The sequence below is a fragment of the Candidatus Zixiibacteriota bacterium genome (genome assembly GCA_036480375.1).
GTDB lineage: Bacteria > Zixibacteria > MSB-5A5 > GN15 > JAAZOE01 > JAZGGI01.
In genome coordinates, this window is record JAZGGI010000028.1 from 121677 (window position 1) to 139115 (window position 17439).

General features: G+C 44.9%; 14 protein-coding genes. 1 reads left to right on the plus strand and 13 read right to left on the minus strand.

Annotated elements, in window-relative coordinates; all coding sequences use genetic code 11:
• Nucleotide 1: 1 nt before the first annotated feature.
• The 10 genes from murG to mraZ are packed head-to-tail and all read right to left on the minus strand — an operon-like array spanning nucleotide 2 to nucleotide 11516.
• Nucleotides 2-1120, minus strand: a complete 1119-nt coding sequence (gene murG / locus V3V99_08910) for an undecaprenyldiphospho-muramoylpentapeptide beta-N-acetylglucosaminyltransferase (protein ID MEE9442773.1) — start codon at nucleotides 1118-1120, stop codon at nucleotides 2-4.
• Nucleotides 1117-2238: a putative lipid II flippase FtsW gene (gene ftsW / locus V3V99_08915; GenBank protein MEE9442774.1), complete on the minus strand. Its 1122-nt coding sequence runs from the start codon at nucleotides 2236-2238 to the stop codon at nucleotides 1117-1119. The genes murG and ftsW overlap by 4 nt, the downstream gene beginning before the upstream one ends.
• The gene (gene murD / locus V3V99_08920; protein ID MEE9442775.1) at nucleotides 2228-3634 is read right to left on the minus strand and encodes a UDP-N-acetylmuramoyl-L-alanine--D-glutamate ligase; all 1407 of its coding nucleotides are present in this window, start codon (nucleotides 3632-3634) and stop codon (nucleotides 2228-2230) included. The genes ftsW and murD overlap by 11 nt, the downstream gene beginning before the upstream one ends.
• Nucleotides 3631-4716, minus strand: coding sequence for a phospho-N-acetylmuramoyl-pentapeptide-transferase (mraY, locus tag V3V99_08925; GenBank protein MEE9442776.1), 1086 nt, complete (start codon nucleotides 4714-4716; stop codon nucleotides 3631-3633). Before mraY ends, murD begins: the two co-directional genes overlap by 4 nt.
• 1 nt (nucleotide 4717) lies before the next feature.
• Entirely contained in the window at nucleotides 4718-6115 is a 1398-nt protein-coding gene (gene murF, locus V3V99_08930; GenBank protein ID MEE9442777.1) for a UDP-N-acetylmuramoyl-tripeptide--D-alanyl-D-alanine ligase, read from the minus strand.
• Entirely contained in the window at nucleotides 6116-7642 is a 1527-nt protein-coding gene (locus V3V99_08935; GenBank protein ID MEE9442778.1) for a UDP-N-acetylmuramoyl-L-alanyl-D-glutamate--2,6-diaminopimelate ligase, read from the minus strand. It lies immediately after the preceding gene.
• Complete coding sequence (locus tag V3V99_08940) at nucleotides 7582-9687, minus strand: penicillin-binding transpeptidase domain-containing protein (protein ID MEE9442779.1); 2106 nt, start codon at nucleotides 9685-9687, stop codon at nucleotides 7582-7584. Before V3V99_08940 ends, V3V99_08935 begins: the two co-directional genes overlap by 61 nt.
• Nucleotides 9684-10139: a hypothetical protein gene (locus V3V99_08945; GenBank protein MEE9442780.1), complete on the minus strand. Its 456-nt coding sequence runs from the start codon at nucleotides 10137-10139 to the stop codon at nucleotides 9684-9686. The genes V3V99_08940 and V3V99_08945 overlap by 4 nt, the downstream gene beginning before the upstream one ends.
• A complete protein-coding gene (rsmH, locus tag V3V99_08950) occupies nucleotides 10136-11026 on the minus strand; it encodes a 16S rRNA (cytosine(1402)-N(4))-methyltransferase RsmH (protein MEE9442781.1) in 891 nt (296 codons plus the stop codon). Before rsmH ends, V3V99_08945 begins: the two co-directional genes overlap by 4 nt.
• A complete protein-coding gene (mraZ, locus tag V3V99_08955) occupies nucleotides 11013-11516 on the minus strand; it encodes a division/cell wall cluster transcriptional repressor MraZ (GenBank protein ID MEE9442782.1) in 504 nt (167 codons plus the stop codon). Before mraZ ends, rsmH begins: the two co-directional genes overlap by 14 nt.
• A 392-nt stretch (nucleotides 11517-11908) precedes the next feature.
• Here mraZ and V3V99_08960 point away from each other — a divergent pair, with 392 nt between their 5' ends.
• Nucleotides 11909-14248: a C25 family cysteine peptidase gene (locus tag V3V99_08960; protein MEE9442783.1), complete on the plus strand. Its 2340-nt coding sequence runs from the start codon at nucleotides 11909-11911 to the stop codon at nucleotides 14246-14248.
• Here the strand turns inward: V3V99_08960 and V3V99_08965 are convergent.
• Genes V3V99_08965 through V3V99_08975 form a run of 3 tightly spaced genes read right to left on the minus strand, consistent with a single transcriptional unit; the run spans nucleotide 14241 to nucleotide 17438 of the window.
• Nucleotides 14241-15140, minus strand: a complete 900-nt coding sequence (locus tag V3V99_08965; protein ID MEE9442784.1) for a glycosyltransferase family 2 protein — start codon at nucleotides 15138-15140, stop codon at nucleotides 14241-14243. The two genes, V3V99_08960 and V3V99_08965, sit on opposite strands and share 8 nt — an antisense overlap.
• Nucleotides 15133-16374 (minus strand): hypothetical protein, encoded by a 1242-nt coding sequence (locus V3V99_08970; protein ID MEE9442785.1) that lies wholly within the window; start codon nucleotides 16372-16374, stop codon nucleotides 15133-15135. Before V3V99_08970 ends, V3V99_08965 begins: the two co-directional genes overlap by 8 nt.
• On the minus strand, nucleotides 16371-17438 hold the full coding sequence (locus V3V99_08975) for a glycosyltransferase family 4 protein (GenBank protein MEE9442786.1): 1068 nt from the start codon (nucleotides 17436-17438) through the stop codon (nucleotides 16371-16373). The genes V3V99_08970 and V3V99_08975 overlap by 4 nt, the downstream gene beginning before the upstream one ends.
• Nucleotide 17439: the final 1 nt, after the last annotated feature.

The following is a 17439-nucleotide window of genomic DNA, read 5'->3' on the forward strand; positions in this document are numbered from 1 at the left end:
TTCAACCCTGGTGATAGTCGCCAAGCTTTTCTCCTTTATTCTGAACCAAATCCGCAATATGAAGAGCTATCTTCCGGGCCGTATCCACATTCCCCAGTTCCAATGACGCCGATTTCATTTTTTCATATTTATCCGATGCCAAAATTGTCATGGCTTTCTGTAGCGGATTGACAGTGTCAATGTCCTTGTCAGCGATAACTTCGGCCGCGCCCGCTTTTTTGATTTCCCGGGCGTTATAGTCTTGATGATTGGCCGTCGCGTAAGGATAGGGAATCAGTATAGCCGGAATGCCGCAGGCTGTTAATTCGGCAATAGTCAGCGCTCCGGCCCGAGCGATAGCGATATCGGCGGCGGCATAAACGAGTTCCATATCTTTTGAAAACGGGAAGAGGGAGACGACAAAATCCTTTTTGTCCAGTCGCTCAGTTACATCCTTGTAATCCCCCTCCCCGCATTGCCATAATAATTGAACCGAATCATCGAGGAATTTCAATCCATCGAGTACGGCATAATTAATCTTCCGCGCTCCTTGTGAACCGCCCAGGATCAAAATTGTTTTTCGCCCCCGTCTTAATCCAAATTTTTCATACGCCAGGTTTTTGTCGCCGGAATTAATTGAGGAACGGACCGGATTACCGAGAAGCATCCGATTCGCCCGTTTCGGTAAATATTCCTCCGCTTTCCGGTAAGCCAGGTAAATCATATTGGTATGGGATGCCAATTTGCGCGTTACCAAACCGGGGAAACTGTTTTGCTCTTGAATGACACAGAGGATTTTTTTCATTGAGGCCGCGATAATCGGCGGTCCCGCTACATACCCTCCGGTACCGACTACTATGTCAGGTTTGAAACGACGCAATATTTTTATTGATTGAATCACAGTCCACGCCACCCTGAAAGGAAATATCAACAGATTAAGAGAAACTTTTCGAGGCAGGCCGCGCATTGAAATCAGAGATAATGGATATCCCAGTTTTTCCCTCATGCGATATTCGATACCGTATCTGGTTCCCACAAATTCAATCTCGTTATTTTTATTAAGGCGTTTAATTTCTTCGGCAATGGCCAGAGCCGGAAACAGATGGCCGCCCGTTCCTCCTCCCGCAAATAATACTCTCATCTAACCCTCCTCACCTGCCAGCGGGATAAATTGAGGAGGAGTCCTACGGCCGCTGCTGATACAATTAATGAAGACCCTCCAAAACTGAGAAACGGCAACGGTAATCCAGTCGTCGGAATCAAACCCAGAACAACCGCGATGTTGATGCAGATATTAATCGCCAAACAAAGAATCAATCCGGATGCCAGAAGGTATCGGAATTTATCCGGCTGACCGGAGGCAATTCGGAAACCTCGCCAGATTACCGTAAAGAACAATCCCAGAGTAATGGTCAATCCCAAAAGACCAAGCTCTTCCCCGATTGAGGCAAAGATGAAATCGGTATGCGGTTCCGGCAGGAAAAACTGCTTGAAAATTCCATTTCCCAGCCCGGTCCCCAGAATACCTCCATTGGCGATTGATAAAACCGATTGTTTGACCTGATGCGGAGCCTGCATTGGATCGGCCATCCAATCGAGAAAATCAAGGACCCGTCCTTTTTTATATCCGGCGATAAATACAAGGAGATAAACCGCAACGGCTGATCCTCCTATGGCAATGGCCAGATGATTTAACCTCGCTCCGGCCAGAAATAAAAGAATAATGACTGTCGTTCCCAAAACCAGAACCGAACCAAGATCAGGCTCAAAGACTATCAAAAGCGCTCCCGCCAGTAGAATCGGACCGTAGGGCCACACATATAGTTTGAGATTGTCGAGTGAACGCCCTTTTTGCGATAACGAGTGGGCCAGGTAAAATAGAGTCATATACTTGAAAATTTCCGACGGCTGGAATGTGAAAAAGCCCATCGACAACCAGCGGTGCGTACCTCGTATCGGCGGAGTGAAATAGACGATTATCAATAGGGTAAAGGCCAAAATTAATCCCGGGAATATCAGTTTTCTTGTTTTTTCAAGATCGATTTTAATTGCCAGATACATGACAATGTAAGCCAACACCAGATATACAATTTGGCGTTTCAGGAAAAAAGCATGGCTCGAGAATTTTCGCCCTTCTTCGGTCATGGCATTTTGCGCGATAGCGCTTGAAGATGAATAAACCATGACGCTGCCAAGTAGAATTAAAAGAGAGACTGATAAAAGCAGCCAATGATCGATCTTTTGTTCTTTAGGCTTCAACAGCGGTTCCCTTACCTTTACCGTTTTTTAATTTCATTACCAGTTTCTTAAAATCTTCGCCGCGCTGTTCAAAGTTACGGTACATATCGAAGCTGGCGCATCCGGGCGAAAGAAGGACCGTATCTCCGGGGTGCGACAGGTCGAATGATTTTCGCACGGCGTCAGCCATTGAATCAGCCATGACCGCCGGAAAATGACGGCCCAGTTGATCAAATATTTTTTCCCGGGCTTCGCCAAGAAGAATCAAATGATTGACTTTACCCTCCGCGTAAGGCAGGAGACGAATAAAATCGCCCTCTTTATCGCGCCCTCCGGCGATAAGATTAATATTTCCGGGAATAGACTGCAGGGCGACAACAACGGCATCAACATTAGTGCCTTTGGAATCGTTTATAAACGAAACTCCCCCGATGGTATTGACATATTCGAGGCGATGCTCGACTCCGGAAAATCTCTCGAGAACGGAAGCGATTACATCGGTATCAATACCGCATATCAGCGCCGCGGCTGCGGCCGCCGAGGCATTGGATAAATTATGCGGGCCGGGGATTCCGATTTTGTCGGAGACCATAATATCGTATTCTCTGCCGGCCAACTTCCCGAACAGTCTCTTCCCCCTCTGGGAGACACCATCCGGGAGTTGGCCGATACTGGTGCTATCCTGGATTGAATATTTAATGACACGGCCTTGGTATGGAAAAGGCCGCCGCGAAATTTCATTATCGTCGGCATTGAGCACGGCATAATGTTCGGCCGTTTGGTTTTCGAATATTTTGTATTTGGCGGCGCAGTAATTATCAAATGATTTGTATCGATCGAGATGATCGGGTGTCAGGTTTAACAGAATGCCAACGTATGGCGCGAATTGCTCAATCCGATCCAATTGGAATGAAGAAATTTCAATGACTGCCAAGCCATCATCAGGTACATCCCGCGCAATTTGTGAAAACGGGGTTCCGATATTTCCTCCTACCGCCGTTGGTATTCCCGAGGCTTTGCATATTTCTCCCAGCAATGTCGTTGTCGTAGTCTTGCCGTTGGAGCCGGTTATTGCCAGAACTCTCCCCCGACAAACCCAGTAAGCCAACTCAATTTCCGAAAGAATCGGAATTCCGGCACTCGATGCCTTTTGAAGGATATCAATCGTACCCGATACACCGGGCGAACATATCAGATAATCGCTTTCGAGTAATTTTTCGCTATGTCCGCCGTATTCAAACGCGATGCTATCTTTTTCGAGAATTGCGATTTCCTCAGACAAATCCTTTTCCGGCATGACGTCCGAAACCAGCGGTAGACCACCCAGTTGCTTAACTAATTTCGCGGCGGCAATTCCCGACCGGGCCATGCCGATTATGCCGACTTTTCTTCCTTGTATGCGATCAATTCTGTTCATCGTATTTTCAATGTACTTAGGGTTAAGAGTGCACATATAGCGCCTATTATCCAAAACCGGACGACAATTTTTGATTCATCCCATCCTAATAATTCAAAGTGATGATGCAACGGAGCCATTTTGAAGATTCGCTTGCCTCTTAGTCGATAAGACATTACCTGAATTATGACCGACAGCGCTTCGGCCACGAATACTCCTCCAACGATAACAAGCAAAAGTTCTTTCTTAATTAAGAGCGCGATGGCTCCCAAAGCTCCCCCCAACGCTAACGCTCCGGTATCACCCATGAATACCTGGGCGGGGTGAGAATTAAACCACAAGAATCCCAACGAGGCGCCGATTACAGCAGCGCAATAAACCGCTAATTCTCCGGAACCGGGCATATACTCAATAGCCAGATAGGAGGAATAGTCCGCGCGTCCGGCCAGGTAGGTCAATCCGGCGAAAGCGATAAAGCAAAATGCCGAAAGCCCTATTGCCAAACCATCAAGACCATCGGATAGGTTTACCGCGTTAGATGTACCGGTAATGACCACGATTATAAACGGAACGTAGAGAATGCCCAAATTAAGAATATAGTTTTTGAAAAACGGTATATTAGTATGGGTGCTAAACTCACCGCTGGGCGGGAAATAATATAACAGCAGACCAAATAACAGACCGCAGCCAATTTGACCGATCATTTTCTTGCGTCCGACCAAACCGCGGGCTTGAAGTTTTTTTGCTTTGAGATAATCGTCCATAAATCCGATAGCGCCCATCCAGACGGTGACCATCAGAATTAAGAGAATGAACCGATTGGCCAGATCCGCCCAAAGAAGGGTTGGTATTAAAACCGAAAAGAGGATCATGACCCCGCCCATCGTTGGAGTGCCTTCCTTGGATTTATGGGTGCTGGGGCCTTCGTCCCTGATTTTTTCCTTAACCTGATAGCGATGCAAAATCCTAAGAAACATGGGACCGAATAATATTGATATGAGAAGCGCGGTTACCGAGGCCGCAACAGCTCGAGTGGTGATATAACGGAACAGATTCAGACCGGAGATGTATTGTGTTAATTCTATGAGCAAATAGTACAGCATCTTAATTGTTTTTAAAAGCCGTTCCCTTCAATCCGGCGACGATTTTTTCAATTCGCATGCCACGAGACCCCTTGAACAAAATCAGGTCACCTCGACGTATGATTTTCAGTAATTGGTTAAGCAATTCGTTATGATCCCGGCAATGCATCGCTTGTTTGTCGGACAAGCCTTTGAAAATTGCTTCTTCGACCGTAATTGAAGTCAACGGTCCCAGACATAACAGAAAATCCAATCCTGATTCGGCGGCGATAGCCCCGATACTTTTATGAAACTCTTTCTCATTTTCGCCAAGTTCCAGCATATCTCCCATGACCGCAATACGCTTACCTTCGGTGGGTATATTGCTCAACGTCTCGAGCGACGCCGTAACCGATTCGGGATTGGCGTTATAACAGTCGATCAAAAGATGCAATCCCTCAAATGATTCCGAGACCATTCGCATATCCACTGGCTGAAATGATGCGAAACCCTGCTCCCAGTCATCCGGCGGACATTCCCAGACCGTTGCCGCCGCGATGGCAGCCAGGACATTATAGATATTTACTTTGCCATAAACCGGAACACGGATATTCCGGCCGTTGACGTCACAGGAGTAATTGCCCTTATCATCAATCTCTATTCTGGTCGCCCGGATGTCGCAAAAGTTGGAAATCCCAAAGCCGATATATTTGAGATTTCTTCTATGGGCTTCCTTTGTCAGATTTTCATCATCGGCATTGAGGATAACTACCGCCCCCACCGGAAGATTATCAACTAATTCGAACTTCGCTTTGACTACATTTTCCATCGTACGCAGCGTATCCAGATGAGCCGGACCGATATTGGTAATTACCGCGATGTCCGGTTTAATAATCGACGCCAATCGGGCCATTTCCCCCGGAACCGAAATGCCAAGCTCAAAAACGGCATAGTCAACATTTGAGGGCATCATGCCTAACGAGAGAGGAAGTCCAAAGAGGTTATTTAAATTTCCCGGAGAGCGAAAGGCATTATGACTCACGTTTATGATTGAGTAAAGCATTTCCTTGGTTGTTGTTTTGCCATTGGTGCCGGTGATGCCGGCGAATCGGGCGTCTATCTGGCGGCGAATATAACCGGCCAGGTTTAGCAGAGCCTCATGGGTATCATCAACGGCGTAAATTAATCCCGGCGGATTGTCGGCAAATTGAGCCAAACGGTTGCGGTTGATAACCGCGGCAGCGGCTCCATTTTTAAAGGCGCCGGGGATAAAATCGTGCCCATCGTTATTGTCTCCCTGAATCGCGAAAAACAATTCACCAAATCTGATCGTGCGGCTATCGACGGATAGTCCGGTAAATTCGGGCATTTTGTCAATTGCCCCGTCGACAATTTCCGAATCAAGAACTTTTTGCAGTATTGACGGATTCAAGTATTTCACCTATCTCCCGTGCCTCATTTTTTCCAAATATTTAATCGCCACATCCTTATCGCTAAACGGATAACGAACGCCGTTGATTTCCTGATATTCTTCCGCCCCTTTGCCTGCCAGGAGAATGATATCCCCCTGTTCAGAATTTTCTAAGATATGCTTTATGGCTTCTTCACGGTCTTTGATTATTTCGGCCCTGGCCCCGTTCGTAAATCCGGCCTGGGCATCATTTATTATCTGTTGAGGATCTTCGGAACGAGGATTATCGGATGTGAGAACGCAATAGTCGGAAGATAACGCCACGGCTTCAGCCATCAGAGGTCGTTTCCCTCGGTCGCGATCTCCACCGCATCCAAAGAGAGTGAGAACGCGGCCAGTACCGATCTCTTTCAATGTCTCAATCGTTCTTTTCAAGGCGTCGGGAGTATGCGCATAGTCGATAAAAACCGAAAAAGGCGCGTTGCTCTCGATTCTTTCCAGTCTTCCCGGTATTACTCGTGAATTAGCCAATCCGGTAGCAACCGAATCAATATCGACTCCCGATGCAAGTGATGCTGTCGCAGCCGCCAGGGCGTTATATAAGTTGTACCGTCCCGGTAATTTGAAGTCGATATGCTTGACACCCATCGGCGTCCGAAGCTCCAAACTCGAACCATCGGGTCGCAACTCAAAATGTTCCAGATAGACATCGGCGCCCGGATCCGAAAGTGAGTAGGTCATGTGTGAGCATGTCAGGCGATCGAGAAAACCTCTGAATTCAGGACAGTCATAATTCAGAACCGCCCACTGAGTTTTTGACGTTACGAAGTCGAGCAGTTTGGCTTTGGCTTCCAGATAATCATTCATATCTTTATGAAAATCGAGATGTTCCCGGGTAAAATTGGTAAACAGCGCCACCTGAATATTCAGGTTTCTAATGCGATGCAACATTAACGCATGCGAGGAAACTTCAATAACGGTATTCGTGCAGAAATTATTTTTCATGGCGGTTAGTAACCGAAAGATATCCAGAGATTCCGGTGTCGTGCGAGAAGCCGTAATCTGGTCGCGCAGAGTGTCATATACCAAAGATGTCACCAAACCGGTTCGCTTACCTCGGGCGTTTAGTATATTTCTTATCAAAAAGCATGATGTTGTTTTGCCGTTAGTACCGGTAACGGCGCAAATTTTTATTTTGTTTTTTTCATAATCATAGATGAGTGCGGACAGATCGGCCAATGCCATACGAGTGTCGGGAACGATCATTTGCGGGACGGAATAGTCGCCTTCCTTTTCAGTTATAATGGCCACGGCTCCTTTTTCGATGGCATCCTGAGCGAACAGATTCCCGTCCTGTTGAAAACCGGTTATGGCCACAAAGGCCGAACCCGGTTTAATCATCCCGGAATGATATTCGATACCGGAAATTTCGACATCGTCATTGCCGGTAATTTCCGCACCCGAAACCGCTCTGGCTAAATCCCGTAAAAGAATGATTACACTCCTGTATTTCGTTTGAACGTCAATTCTACTTTTTCTCCGGATGCAAGAACACAACCCGCCTCCGGTTTTTGCTTGACAACTCTTCCCGTTCCCCGGTATTTCGCCTCGATTCCATAGCAATCGAAAATGTTTATGGCTTCACGAATCGTTAAGCCTGTCACATCAGGAACAGTTAAATCTTCACCGGATATCTTGTTGGTGAAACACCGGAGCAATTCTCCCTTTTCAACAAAGGCACCATTCGGGGGACATGTAGCTATGACATGCGATCCGCATCCGATAAATTGGGTCTTTAATTTTAGACGACCACAATTATTTGTGACTTTATCACATGAGAGACCGACTAAAGCCGGTACGCGCACAAAATCTTCAGTAAATGCTTCGGCATTATCCATTTCCTGATTGTCCGCGAATGGCCGGGAATTGATTGTCGAGAAGCCATAATTATCAATCGCGGCGAATTTTTCAGCGATATTTTTGAAGGCCGGACCCGAAGTATAACCGCCGTAGTGAATAGGTTCCGGTTCATCGAGAACGACAATACCAGCTACCAGCGGTGAATCGGCAGGGAAAAACCCGGCAAAGGATGCCATAAATTTGTTTTTGTAATACCCGCCCGTCTCCAGGTTAGGCTTTTCAGCCGTACCCGTTTTTCCGGCGATTGTCACACCAGCGTCAGCCAACGGGGTACCGGTGCCATTGACAATTACACCGCGCATAAATTCCCGCAGCTGATTTACGGTTTCATCATCGAGTACTTTAACCGGCCGACTTTCATGCCGGTTAATGACTTCCCCTTCATGATTTATACACCCGCTGACAAAATATGGTTGATTTAAAAATCCGCCCGACGCGACTGTCGCATATGCCTGAACCATTTGTAGCGGCGTCACCGATAATCCATGGCCGATGGCGAAGGTCGAAGTCACGAATTTTGACCATCTTCGAGGCTTTGTAAGGATTCCCCGGCTTTCGCCGTTCATGCCGCAGCGAGTTTTTTGTCCGAATCCAAATTTGCGGGCCATGGCATATACTTTTTCGCCGCCAATTTCGTTAGCGATTTTGCCAATAGCGATATTGGACGACAATTCAAAAGCGCTTTGAAACGTCAGGGTGTCATACTTATGATCATCCCGGAGACTATTCCGCCCCAGACGCCAGCGTCCCTGATTGGCGTAAAACTTGTCGCTCGCTTTAATCGATCCATCTTCGAGAACAGCTGCGGCGGTAATAAGTTTGAAAATTGAACCCGGTTCAAAAGTATCCGCGGCGGCGGATAATTTCATTGGCTTGTCATGATTGGTCTCAGTCGGGCTATATTCTGCGGCGGCAATCACAGCTCCGTCGTGCGGATTGACAAATACGGCTACCCCGCCTTTAGCATTGTATTTCTCAACGGCTCGCGCAAGTTCTTCTTCTACAATTTGTTGCTTATCCCAATCAATAGTCAGTACTACCGAATTGCCTTTAACCGCTTCCTTGAGTGGAATCTCCTGAATCTGATATTCTGTACCAAGACCATCGAGATTTATCAGGGAACGTCCTTCAATTCCGGCCAGAATATCTTCCATGAACATCTCCACACTCGATTTCCCGATGTTGTCCGAATCAACGAATCCAAGAATAGATCTGCCAACCATGTCGTAGGGATAATCACGGGCAGGTTCTTCTTCTATGAAGAGCCCGTATTTTTTCTTACTCGATGTAAAACGAGCATATTCGGAAGCGTTCAATCCTCGCTTGATGTAACAGAATTTCCGGGGAATTAATATATATTCACGCTTAACAGAATTTTTACTCTTCTTTAGTACATTTGAAATTAAGGTATAAGTCGATTCGATAACATCTTTACTTGAGGGGTAAGCGCAAAGAGATTTATACGTTTTATTAATGGCTACCTTTCGACCTTTACTGTCGAATATCAAACCGCGCTCGGCTCGAATTGATTTGGATTGTAAATACAATTTCCGGGCCGTTTCTCGATAATCGCCTCCGCGCACAACCTGAAAAAGAATCACACGGCCCAGAAAGATCGAGAAAATCAGGGTAAATGTCATCAGAACCAGTCCGGCCCGTATTTTTGAATAATGTACTTTCACTTTACCTCAAATAGCTGGTTTGCTTCCGCTTCACTCGGTGCTATGAAGGGAATACCCTCTTTTAACTTATCAAAAGCCTTAAAGAAACCGGCGTAGCGTCCCCGGTCCTCGTACAGCACCGGATTGACAATCAAATTCTGATGCGGCATAGTTGGCTGAAGGCCAAGTTTGTGAACGGCGATAGCTTTCTCGACATTTATCAAAGTTGACGCTTCAATCCAATCAATTTTCAATTCAGAAAGAAATTCTTCGGCCAGTTCATTCTTTTTCTGTAATTTTTTTATCTCATTATCAAGTTCTCGAACCCAAACCCGCTGATAAATGTAAACCGACGCGAGAAAAACGACTGTCAACGTAAAGAGGATAAGGCGGACAAACCGATTGACGGGCAGGTTGTTTTTGCGTGAGGAGCGTCTTTTAGTTTTGTAGCGGCGGGGTATCTTCATTTTCATATTTTCTCAGCAGCCCTCAATTTGACTGAACGGGAGCGAGGGTTTGAATCCTTTTCTTGGTCTTTGGCGATTAGCGGTTTTTTGGTGAGGATTTGTAGATCCCCGTTTTGTTTGCGTTCGCGGAATATATTTTTAACCAGACGGTCTTCCAAGCTGTGATATGATAGTACTACTATTCTCCCGGCGGGAGCCAATAGTCCAATCGCGACTTGCAGCCCCTTATTCAGACTCTCTATCTCTTCATTGACGACTATTCGAATAGCCTGAAAACAGCGCGATAAAGTTTTATTCAAATATCTGGGATTAGTTACCGATTTTATGATTTTGACTAATTCAAAGGTGGTCGTGATTTCTTTTTTTGTTCTCGAATTGGAAATTACCGAGGCTATGCGGCGCGCGTTTTTTTCTTCGCCTAAAGTATAAAAAATATTATTAAGTTTTTCCTGAGGGTAATTGTTAATAATATCCGCGGCGGTTAATCCTTGTGAACGATCCATGCGAAAATCGAGCGGTCCGTCCTGCCGATAAGAAAAACCCCTTTCGGCACAATCGAATTGATGCCCGGAAACTCCCAGATCAAAAACGACTCCGTCAATGGCTGTAATTCCAACCGTAGATGCTAAATTGGCCATGTCGCTGAAATTCCCCTGAGTAATATCCACATGCGATAAAAGCTCCCTGTTTCTCTCCCTGGTTTGCTCAACTGCTTCAACATCCCTGTCAATTGCCAAAAGCCTTCCCGAAGGTCCCAGTTGGGATGCAATAATAACTGTGTATCCCCCTCCACCTGCGGTAGCGTCTATGTAGTTACCAGCGGGACGGATATTCAATAAACCGACAGCCTCATCAACCATTACCGGCTGATGATAACCATCAGTCAGGGTCATCTTTAAACAATTCTTCGGCTACGTCTTCCAGCGAGCGGCCATAGTTTTCCGTATAAGCGTGATATCGTTCGGGATCCCAGACTTCAATCGTCTGATTGGCTCCTATAACCAGAACTTCCTTGCTTATTCCCGCCTGAGTTCGTAATATTTCCGGTAAATGAATTCGGCCTGATTTGTCAATTTTCTCGACTGACGTGTATTGGTGGAGGCGTCGATTGACATAGCGGAAATCTCTAAGAGTAAAGGATTTGGATTGAAGGCGCTCCTGCACCTTTTTCCATTCATCAACCGGATACAATGATAGGCAACCATCGAGACCCTGAGATACAACCAGTTTATCTCCCGACGGAATACTCTTCTCCTTTGATTTCTCCGGATCTCCGGGCCTGATTTTAGCCGGAATGGAAAGACGACCTTTGTCGTCAATGGTGCAAGTATAAGAGCCGCAAAATCCGAGCAAAACGCGCCTTTCTAAAAAAAATTTACCCATTTTATCCCACCGCACCCCAATATTGCCCATGTATCTGAAAAAAGTCAAGGAAAATATTAAAAAAAAAGACCGCCCTAATTTAATATCAATCAATAAGTAAGAATGGATTTTTTTTCATTTTTTTGTATTTCCTTGAACCAAAAAATGTCACAGCCCTCAACAAAATTTTCAGGATTATTAATTTTCTCAATTGATGAGAATCGACTGAGTATTGTGGCCTTACCATATAATTCCTGAAAACTATTTGGACTAATTCCTGAACTATAACACCCACCTCTAACCAAATACTAAGCAATAACTTATAAACCGCGAAAATTCCTCAAAAAGCTCCTTCAAAGGCATCTCTCTTGCGTTTTATCAGATTGATTCGAAAAGGAACAAGCGAGATGATAATGAAAGTTTTGACTATTTTAATAACGGCCTTGATCTTAGCCGTCGGAAACGCGTTTTCCGCCGATGCCATTGAGTTAATTAAATTCGATCTGGAAAAATTAGTAATAGATGGACAAAAAGGTGAAATTAGCCTTTCGGGACTGGAAACTATCAGCATTGAGGGATATCCGTCCTTACCGATAACTCAGCTTAAATATCATTCCTATCTTAATCAAGATGAGGAAACGCTGTTTTTGCGAGTTATTGAAAGCGATACAATTCAGATCGATTTTCAAATTTCAAAAAATAAGGCCGATATTCCCACCAGCGCATTGAACAAAGAAATCGAAAACCCAAGATATTTCTCCAGAGTATACAACATTTATCCTTCCGCTCCCGGGAAAATCGAACAGATATTTATGAGTAATTATTCGATCTGGTCGATCACTGTTTTCCCGATTCAGTTTTTGGGTGAGGATAAAATAGTTTTCAATCACGTTATTGAAATTTCATCATCGAATAATAGAGCGAAAATTTATGAAGGGCTTCCCAATTCAATTGAAAATAATAAATCTAAGTCCGCCTTGGACCGCTTATCTTCCGGATCCGGAATTGACGGCTGTCCCCTGGGTAATGAATTCGTGGTCGTCACATCCCCCGAATTTGTCGACGCCTTTAAGGTTTTTATAGACTTGAAACGATCTACGGGATACAACGCGGCATTAGCCATTACCGATTCCATTTACGCGAATTACTCGGGAATTGACGAAGCCGAAGCCCTCAGAAATTATCTCCATGATTTTTATAATAATGGCGGGAAATATGTTTTACTCGGAGGGGATGAAAACCAGGTCCCGGTTAGATACGCGTATTTCTATAATACGACAATCATTCCTGCTCTTTACGATCTAATGATCTGCGACTTATATTTTGCCGATTTTGATGGCGACTGGGATTTTGACGGCGATGGTGTCTGGGGTGAGCCGACTCAGGATCATCCAGATCTGGGAGCGGAAGTATTAATAGGTCGGTTGCCGTTTTCTCAAGCCTCTCAGGTAATCGCATACACAGAAAAATTGAGGGATTATTTATTCAATCCCGGAAGCGGCGATACGGATTATCTTAAGAAATCCGTATTTTTTTCATCAGATCAGATGCGCGATTATTTTGAGGGCGGCCAGCAATACCGGGTAGCCGAATCATTCCCGGCACATATAGACAATGACTGTGAGCGGTTAGCCGAAGATCCGAACGGTAATGATCCGGCTCCCACCGGCCCCTATGCCGATGATGCTCTCAGCGGTTTGTCACAGGGTTACGGTTTCGTAAATATTTTGGCTCATGGACGCCCTGACGGTTTCGTATTAAGTTCCAGAGAGTATAATCAATTTCCCAAGCAATATCTGTTTACCGCCGAAGGTATTGATGGTGACTATTTTTCCAGCATGGAGGATAACAATAAAATCGGGTTTTATTATTCGGTGTCTTGCGACCAGGCTTCATTTGATCTTGAAACATTATACGGCCAAACGGTTCCTTCGGTCGCGGAGGAGCTTTTATCTCTGGAAAATTCCGGACCGGTCGGCATGATTGCCTTTACTCGATGGGGTTGGGTTGGATCCAGCTACAAATTAATGGCATCGTTTTATGGCCATCTCTTTGATGCCGCCGAAGGCAATCCGGTCGAGGCGATGTACCGCTCATGGATAGATTTTCCATATTATCGCGACCAGATATACGGACAAAATTATTATGGCGACCCCTCAATTGAATTGTATCTCGACCGTCCGGAAGAAATAAATATTTCCGGTCCGTATGCCTACCCGATTGGTGGAGAACTCAGCATCCATGTTGACGTAAATGACGTTCCTTTGGCCGGGAAAACCGTAGTTATAAATAACGCCAATGATATCTATCTATTCGCAACCACAGATTTGCATGGGATTGCTACATTTTCCATCCCCGATGACTGGACCGAAATTATCACCGTAACCGTTAACGGTCATGGATATATATCTTCAGAAATCACGCTCAGTCCGTCTATCGCTTCCGATGTTGATGATAACGACTTGCCGATTCCGTTAAGGTTTTCATTGGTACAAAACTACCCCAATCCCTTCAATCCGACTACAACCATTGAATTTATGACTTCACAATCCGGCCGGGTTGAACTTACGATATATAATATCCTCGGAAATGTAATTGACGAACCGGTTGCCGAATACCTGCCGGCCGGTATTCATCAAATCATTTGGGAAGGTACCGACATGAATAACAATTCCGCCCCTTCGGGAATTTATTTTTATCGATTGAAAACCGCAGAGGGAATTATCACGCGAAAAATGGCGCTGGTTAAATAATTTTTCGAATCAAGTGATATGCCGACCTTGGAATCGCGGCAACGAATAGAAGAAAAGAAACTATACCTAAAAGCAGATAGCGTGATACTTTTACCGGCAATTCCGATCGGTCCAACTTCTCATACTTGGCAAAGTACTTTATCATACTTAGATGCGAGAGCCAGACCATTTTGGGCTTTTGTCTGGAAACTGACGCTCCTCCGTAATGCTCAATGACGGCGTCGAAGCAATAATAATTTCTATATCCATTTATCCACAACCGTTTGCATAAATCAACATCGTTTAGAAATATCGGGAAGGATTCATCCATCATCCCCACTTTATCGATTCGATCTCGCTTGATAAGTATGGCGGCCCCCATCGGCTGTTCAATTACGGCTGAGGTCAAATGATCAAAGTCGCCCATTTTCCAGCCGTTAAATAATTTCGACCGAGGGAATAGCTTTGAAAGTCCACACAGCTCAAAGAGGATATGATGATAAAGCGGGAAGCGGCGGCAGTATTTCTGGAGAGCGCCGTCAAAACCTACAAGTCGCGGGCCTGCCATTCCGGCATCGCCATGGTCTGAATAATAATTAAGTAATGTTTGGGCGCATCCTTTTCGAACGCGAATATCCTGATTTAATATCCAAATATATTCACATTTCGCCCGTGCGATCCCCTGATTGACAGCCCCGGCGAATCCAAGATTTTCTGAATTTTTTATAAGGTTTACATTCGGAAAATCTCGTTCAATAATTTCGATCGTGTTATCAGTTGAATGATTATCAATGATAATTATTTCATGCCTATAATCCATGAGATCATCTTGAAGCGTACGCAGGCAATCGGAAATAAAATCCTTTCCGTTATAGGAAATAACTACAGCAGAAATTTCAGATTTATCAGGCATCAAGAATTCTCTCAAAAACATTGATGAATTGTTTCGCGGTATGCAATCGGGTTAGAGTATCAAGTCCGGATTTTTCCCATTTTTCGCCGTTTTGCCATCGGCGAAATAATTCCTCCATCGCTTTGGCCAGCCCACTTATGTCATTTGGCGATGCGAACAATCCGCCCTTATGCCGTTCAATCATCTTAGCCGCTTCTCCTTCAGGCGGCACGGCTCCAAGAATTGGCGCTTTGAGCCCCAAATAATCAAAAATCTTACCGGTCAAAATATCCTCATGATTTTCAGCGGCACTGAGTAATAATACCCCAGCGGACGCGGCTTTCGAGAGAGCATCGCGATGCGGCCGATAATCAATGACTTCTATCCTATCGGTCATTTCAAATTTCCCCGCAAGACGCATGATATCATTCTTATCGTTGGCTCCGATAAACGTGAATTTATATTTTGCTCGAAATTCGCTATTTTTACACGCTAAATCATGAGCCGCATTTAGAAAAGGTTCAATAGGATGGAGGCCACTAATCGTCCCCAGGTAACATAGATTAAATTTCCCGTCATCGCCAACAGCCCGCAGCGATGCAAAATCATCAGGATCATATCCGCCCGGTATGGAAACGGCAGTTGAGGATATTTGGGATGCTATTGTATTATTGATGGCTGATACCGCCGACGCTTTTAGACCGATTTGATTCAGTAGATCATAAGATTTTTTTATAAGCAACTCATCCTTATACATCATTTCCGGTCCGCGCGATTCCCAGATATCTCGGAAGTCGGCAACCCACGGAATTTGAAATTTCTCCGATATTTCCATAGCCACGATATGAGCGGTAATGGGAGGTGAAGATGATAGGATCAAATCAATATCATGCTTATTAATCACCTCAGATGCTTTTCCAATCGCATACTTTTTCCAGCCGATTTTTGAATCGGGCCAGATCATTCCGGCTTTTTTGGCCTTTTGTGAAATGTCTTTTAGGCCAGTCAGTGGCAGAGGTAAATATCGAGCCAGCCGCGCCGGATCGGATGAACCTGAACGATACATCCTGACCGAATCAGGGAGTTCTTCAAGCAGAGAATTATCATAGGCAGGATATTTGATTGGTTTTACGGTTAGCACATGGACATTGTAACCCAATTGAGGAAGATATTTCGTCAGTTTGGCAATCCGCTGCACGCCCCCCATGGCCAGAGGTGGAAAATAGTATGCGATTATCAGAATGGATCTGTTCATTCGCACGAAATATCCAGAAATAGTTTTTTCAGCTTTGACATATTATCCTGCCAGATTGCCTTTTCCTGAATTAATGATCGATTTATTTGAGCAATGCGGTCAAAATCTATTTTCCCTTTTAAAACTTCCGTTAGCTTTTCCGTCAATGATGCGACATTTCCAGTTTCGAAAAGATATCCGTTATGATAATCTGTAATCCATTCTCGATTACCGGGGATATCGCTAACGACGGGCAGCAAACCCACCGACATCGCCTCCAGCAATGAGACCGAGGTGGAATCCGACCGAGATGCCGACAAATAAATATCGTAATCCGACAATGATTTTTCAAATTCCTCTCGGGGTAGACGATTTTTTATTTTAATATGGCTGGAAAGATTTCGATCTTCAATTATTGCCGAATATTTCTCAATATTCGAACTGTCCCCAAGCATATCAATGTGAAACCGGAATTTCTCTTTAAGCCTCTCGGCAGCCGCAATGATTGTTTCCGGATTATACACTGGCTGAAAACCACGGGGCGACAGGATTCGGATGATTTCATTATTGCCATAATCCTTTTTCACGCGATATTCAAAAAACTCTCTGCCAATCCCCATAATGATTTTTATTATTTTTTGTGCGTCAATATATTCGTTGGCGGCTTCAAATAAATTATGTGAATCGACGGTACAATAATGGGCCTGGCTAAGCGCCTGTGCCACCCGCCGCTTTTGCATTTTTGATTTTTGAGGAACTATAAGGAGATCGCTGCCCCATGCGGTCACAATCACGGGGCATTTATCGGTATGCGAAGCCAACCAACCGTATGAATTCACGTAATGGGCGTTTATAATATCGGGGTTGAATGATTCGACGACTATGCGGAAATGGTTTTTTGCCAGTGAATAATCAATTAGCCCCCGCCCGGTTGGGCGACTCCCCTGATATTTAATTTTTGGGCCTAAAATTGAAATCTCCTCGAGTGAAAACAAGGCGACTTCAAAATCATTTTGCTCAAAATATCGGCACCAGCGTTCTGTATGAATCGAGCGTCCGTCGGATAATACCAGGAGTTTTTTCATC

What these genes read in the sequence shown, in the direction of transcription:
- murG (MEE9442773.1), bottom strand. Translation starts at nt 1,120, where the DNA reads ATGAGAGTATTATTTGCGGGAGGAGGAACGGGCGGCCATCTGTTTCCG.
- mraY (MEE9442776.1), bottom strand. Translation starts at nt 4,716, where the DNA reads ATGCTGTACTATTTGCTCATAGAATTAACACAATACATCTCCGGTCTG.
- V3V99_08945 (MEE9442780.1), bottom strand. Translation starts at nt 10,139, where the DNA reads ATGAAAATGAAGATACCCCGCCGCTACAAAACTAAAAGACGCTCCTCA.
- V3V99_08970 (MEE9442785.1), bottom strand. Translation starts at nt 16,374, where the DNA reads ATGAACAGATCCATTCTGATAATCGCATACTATTTTCCACCTCTGGCC.
- V3V99_08965 (MEE9442784.1), bottom strand. Translation starts at nt 15,140, where the DNA reads ATGCCTGATAAATCTGAAATTTCTGCTGTAGTTATTTCCTATAACGGA.
- rsmH (MEE9442781.1), bottom strand. Translation starts at nt 11,026, where the DNA reads ATGACCCTGACTGATGGTTATCATCAGCCGGTAATGGTTGATGAGGCT.
- mraZ (MEE9442782.1), bottom strand. Translation starts at nt 11,516, where the DNA reads ATGGGTAAATTTTTTTTAGAAAGGCGCGTTTTGCTCGGATTTTGCGGC.
- V3V99_08960 (MEE9442783.1), top strand. Translation starts at nt 11,909, where the DNA reads ATGAAAGTTTTGACTATTTTAATAACGGCCTTGATCTTAGCCGTCGGA.
- V3V99_08975 (MEE9442786.1), bottom strand. Translation starts at nt 17,438, where the DNA reads ATGAAAAAACTCCTGGTATTATCCGACGGACGCTCGATTCATACAGAA.
- murD (MEE9442775.1), bottom strand. Translation starts at nt 3,634, where the DNA reads ATGAACAGAATTGATCGCATACAAGGAAGAAAAGTCGGCATAATCGGC.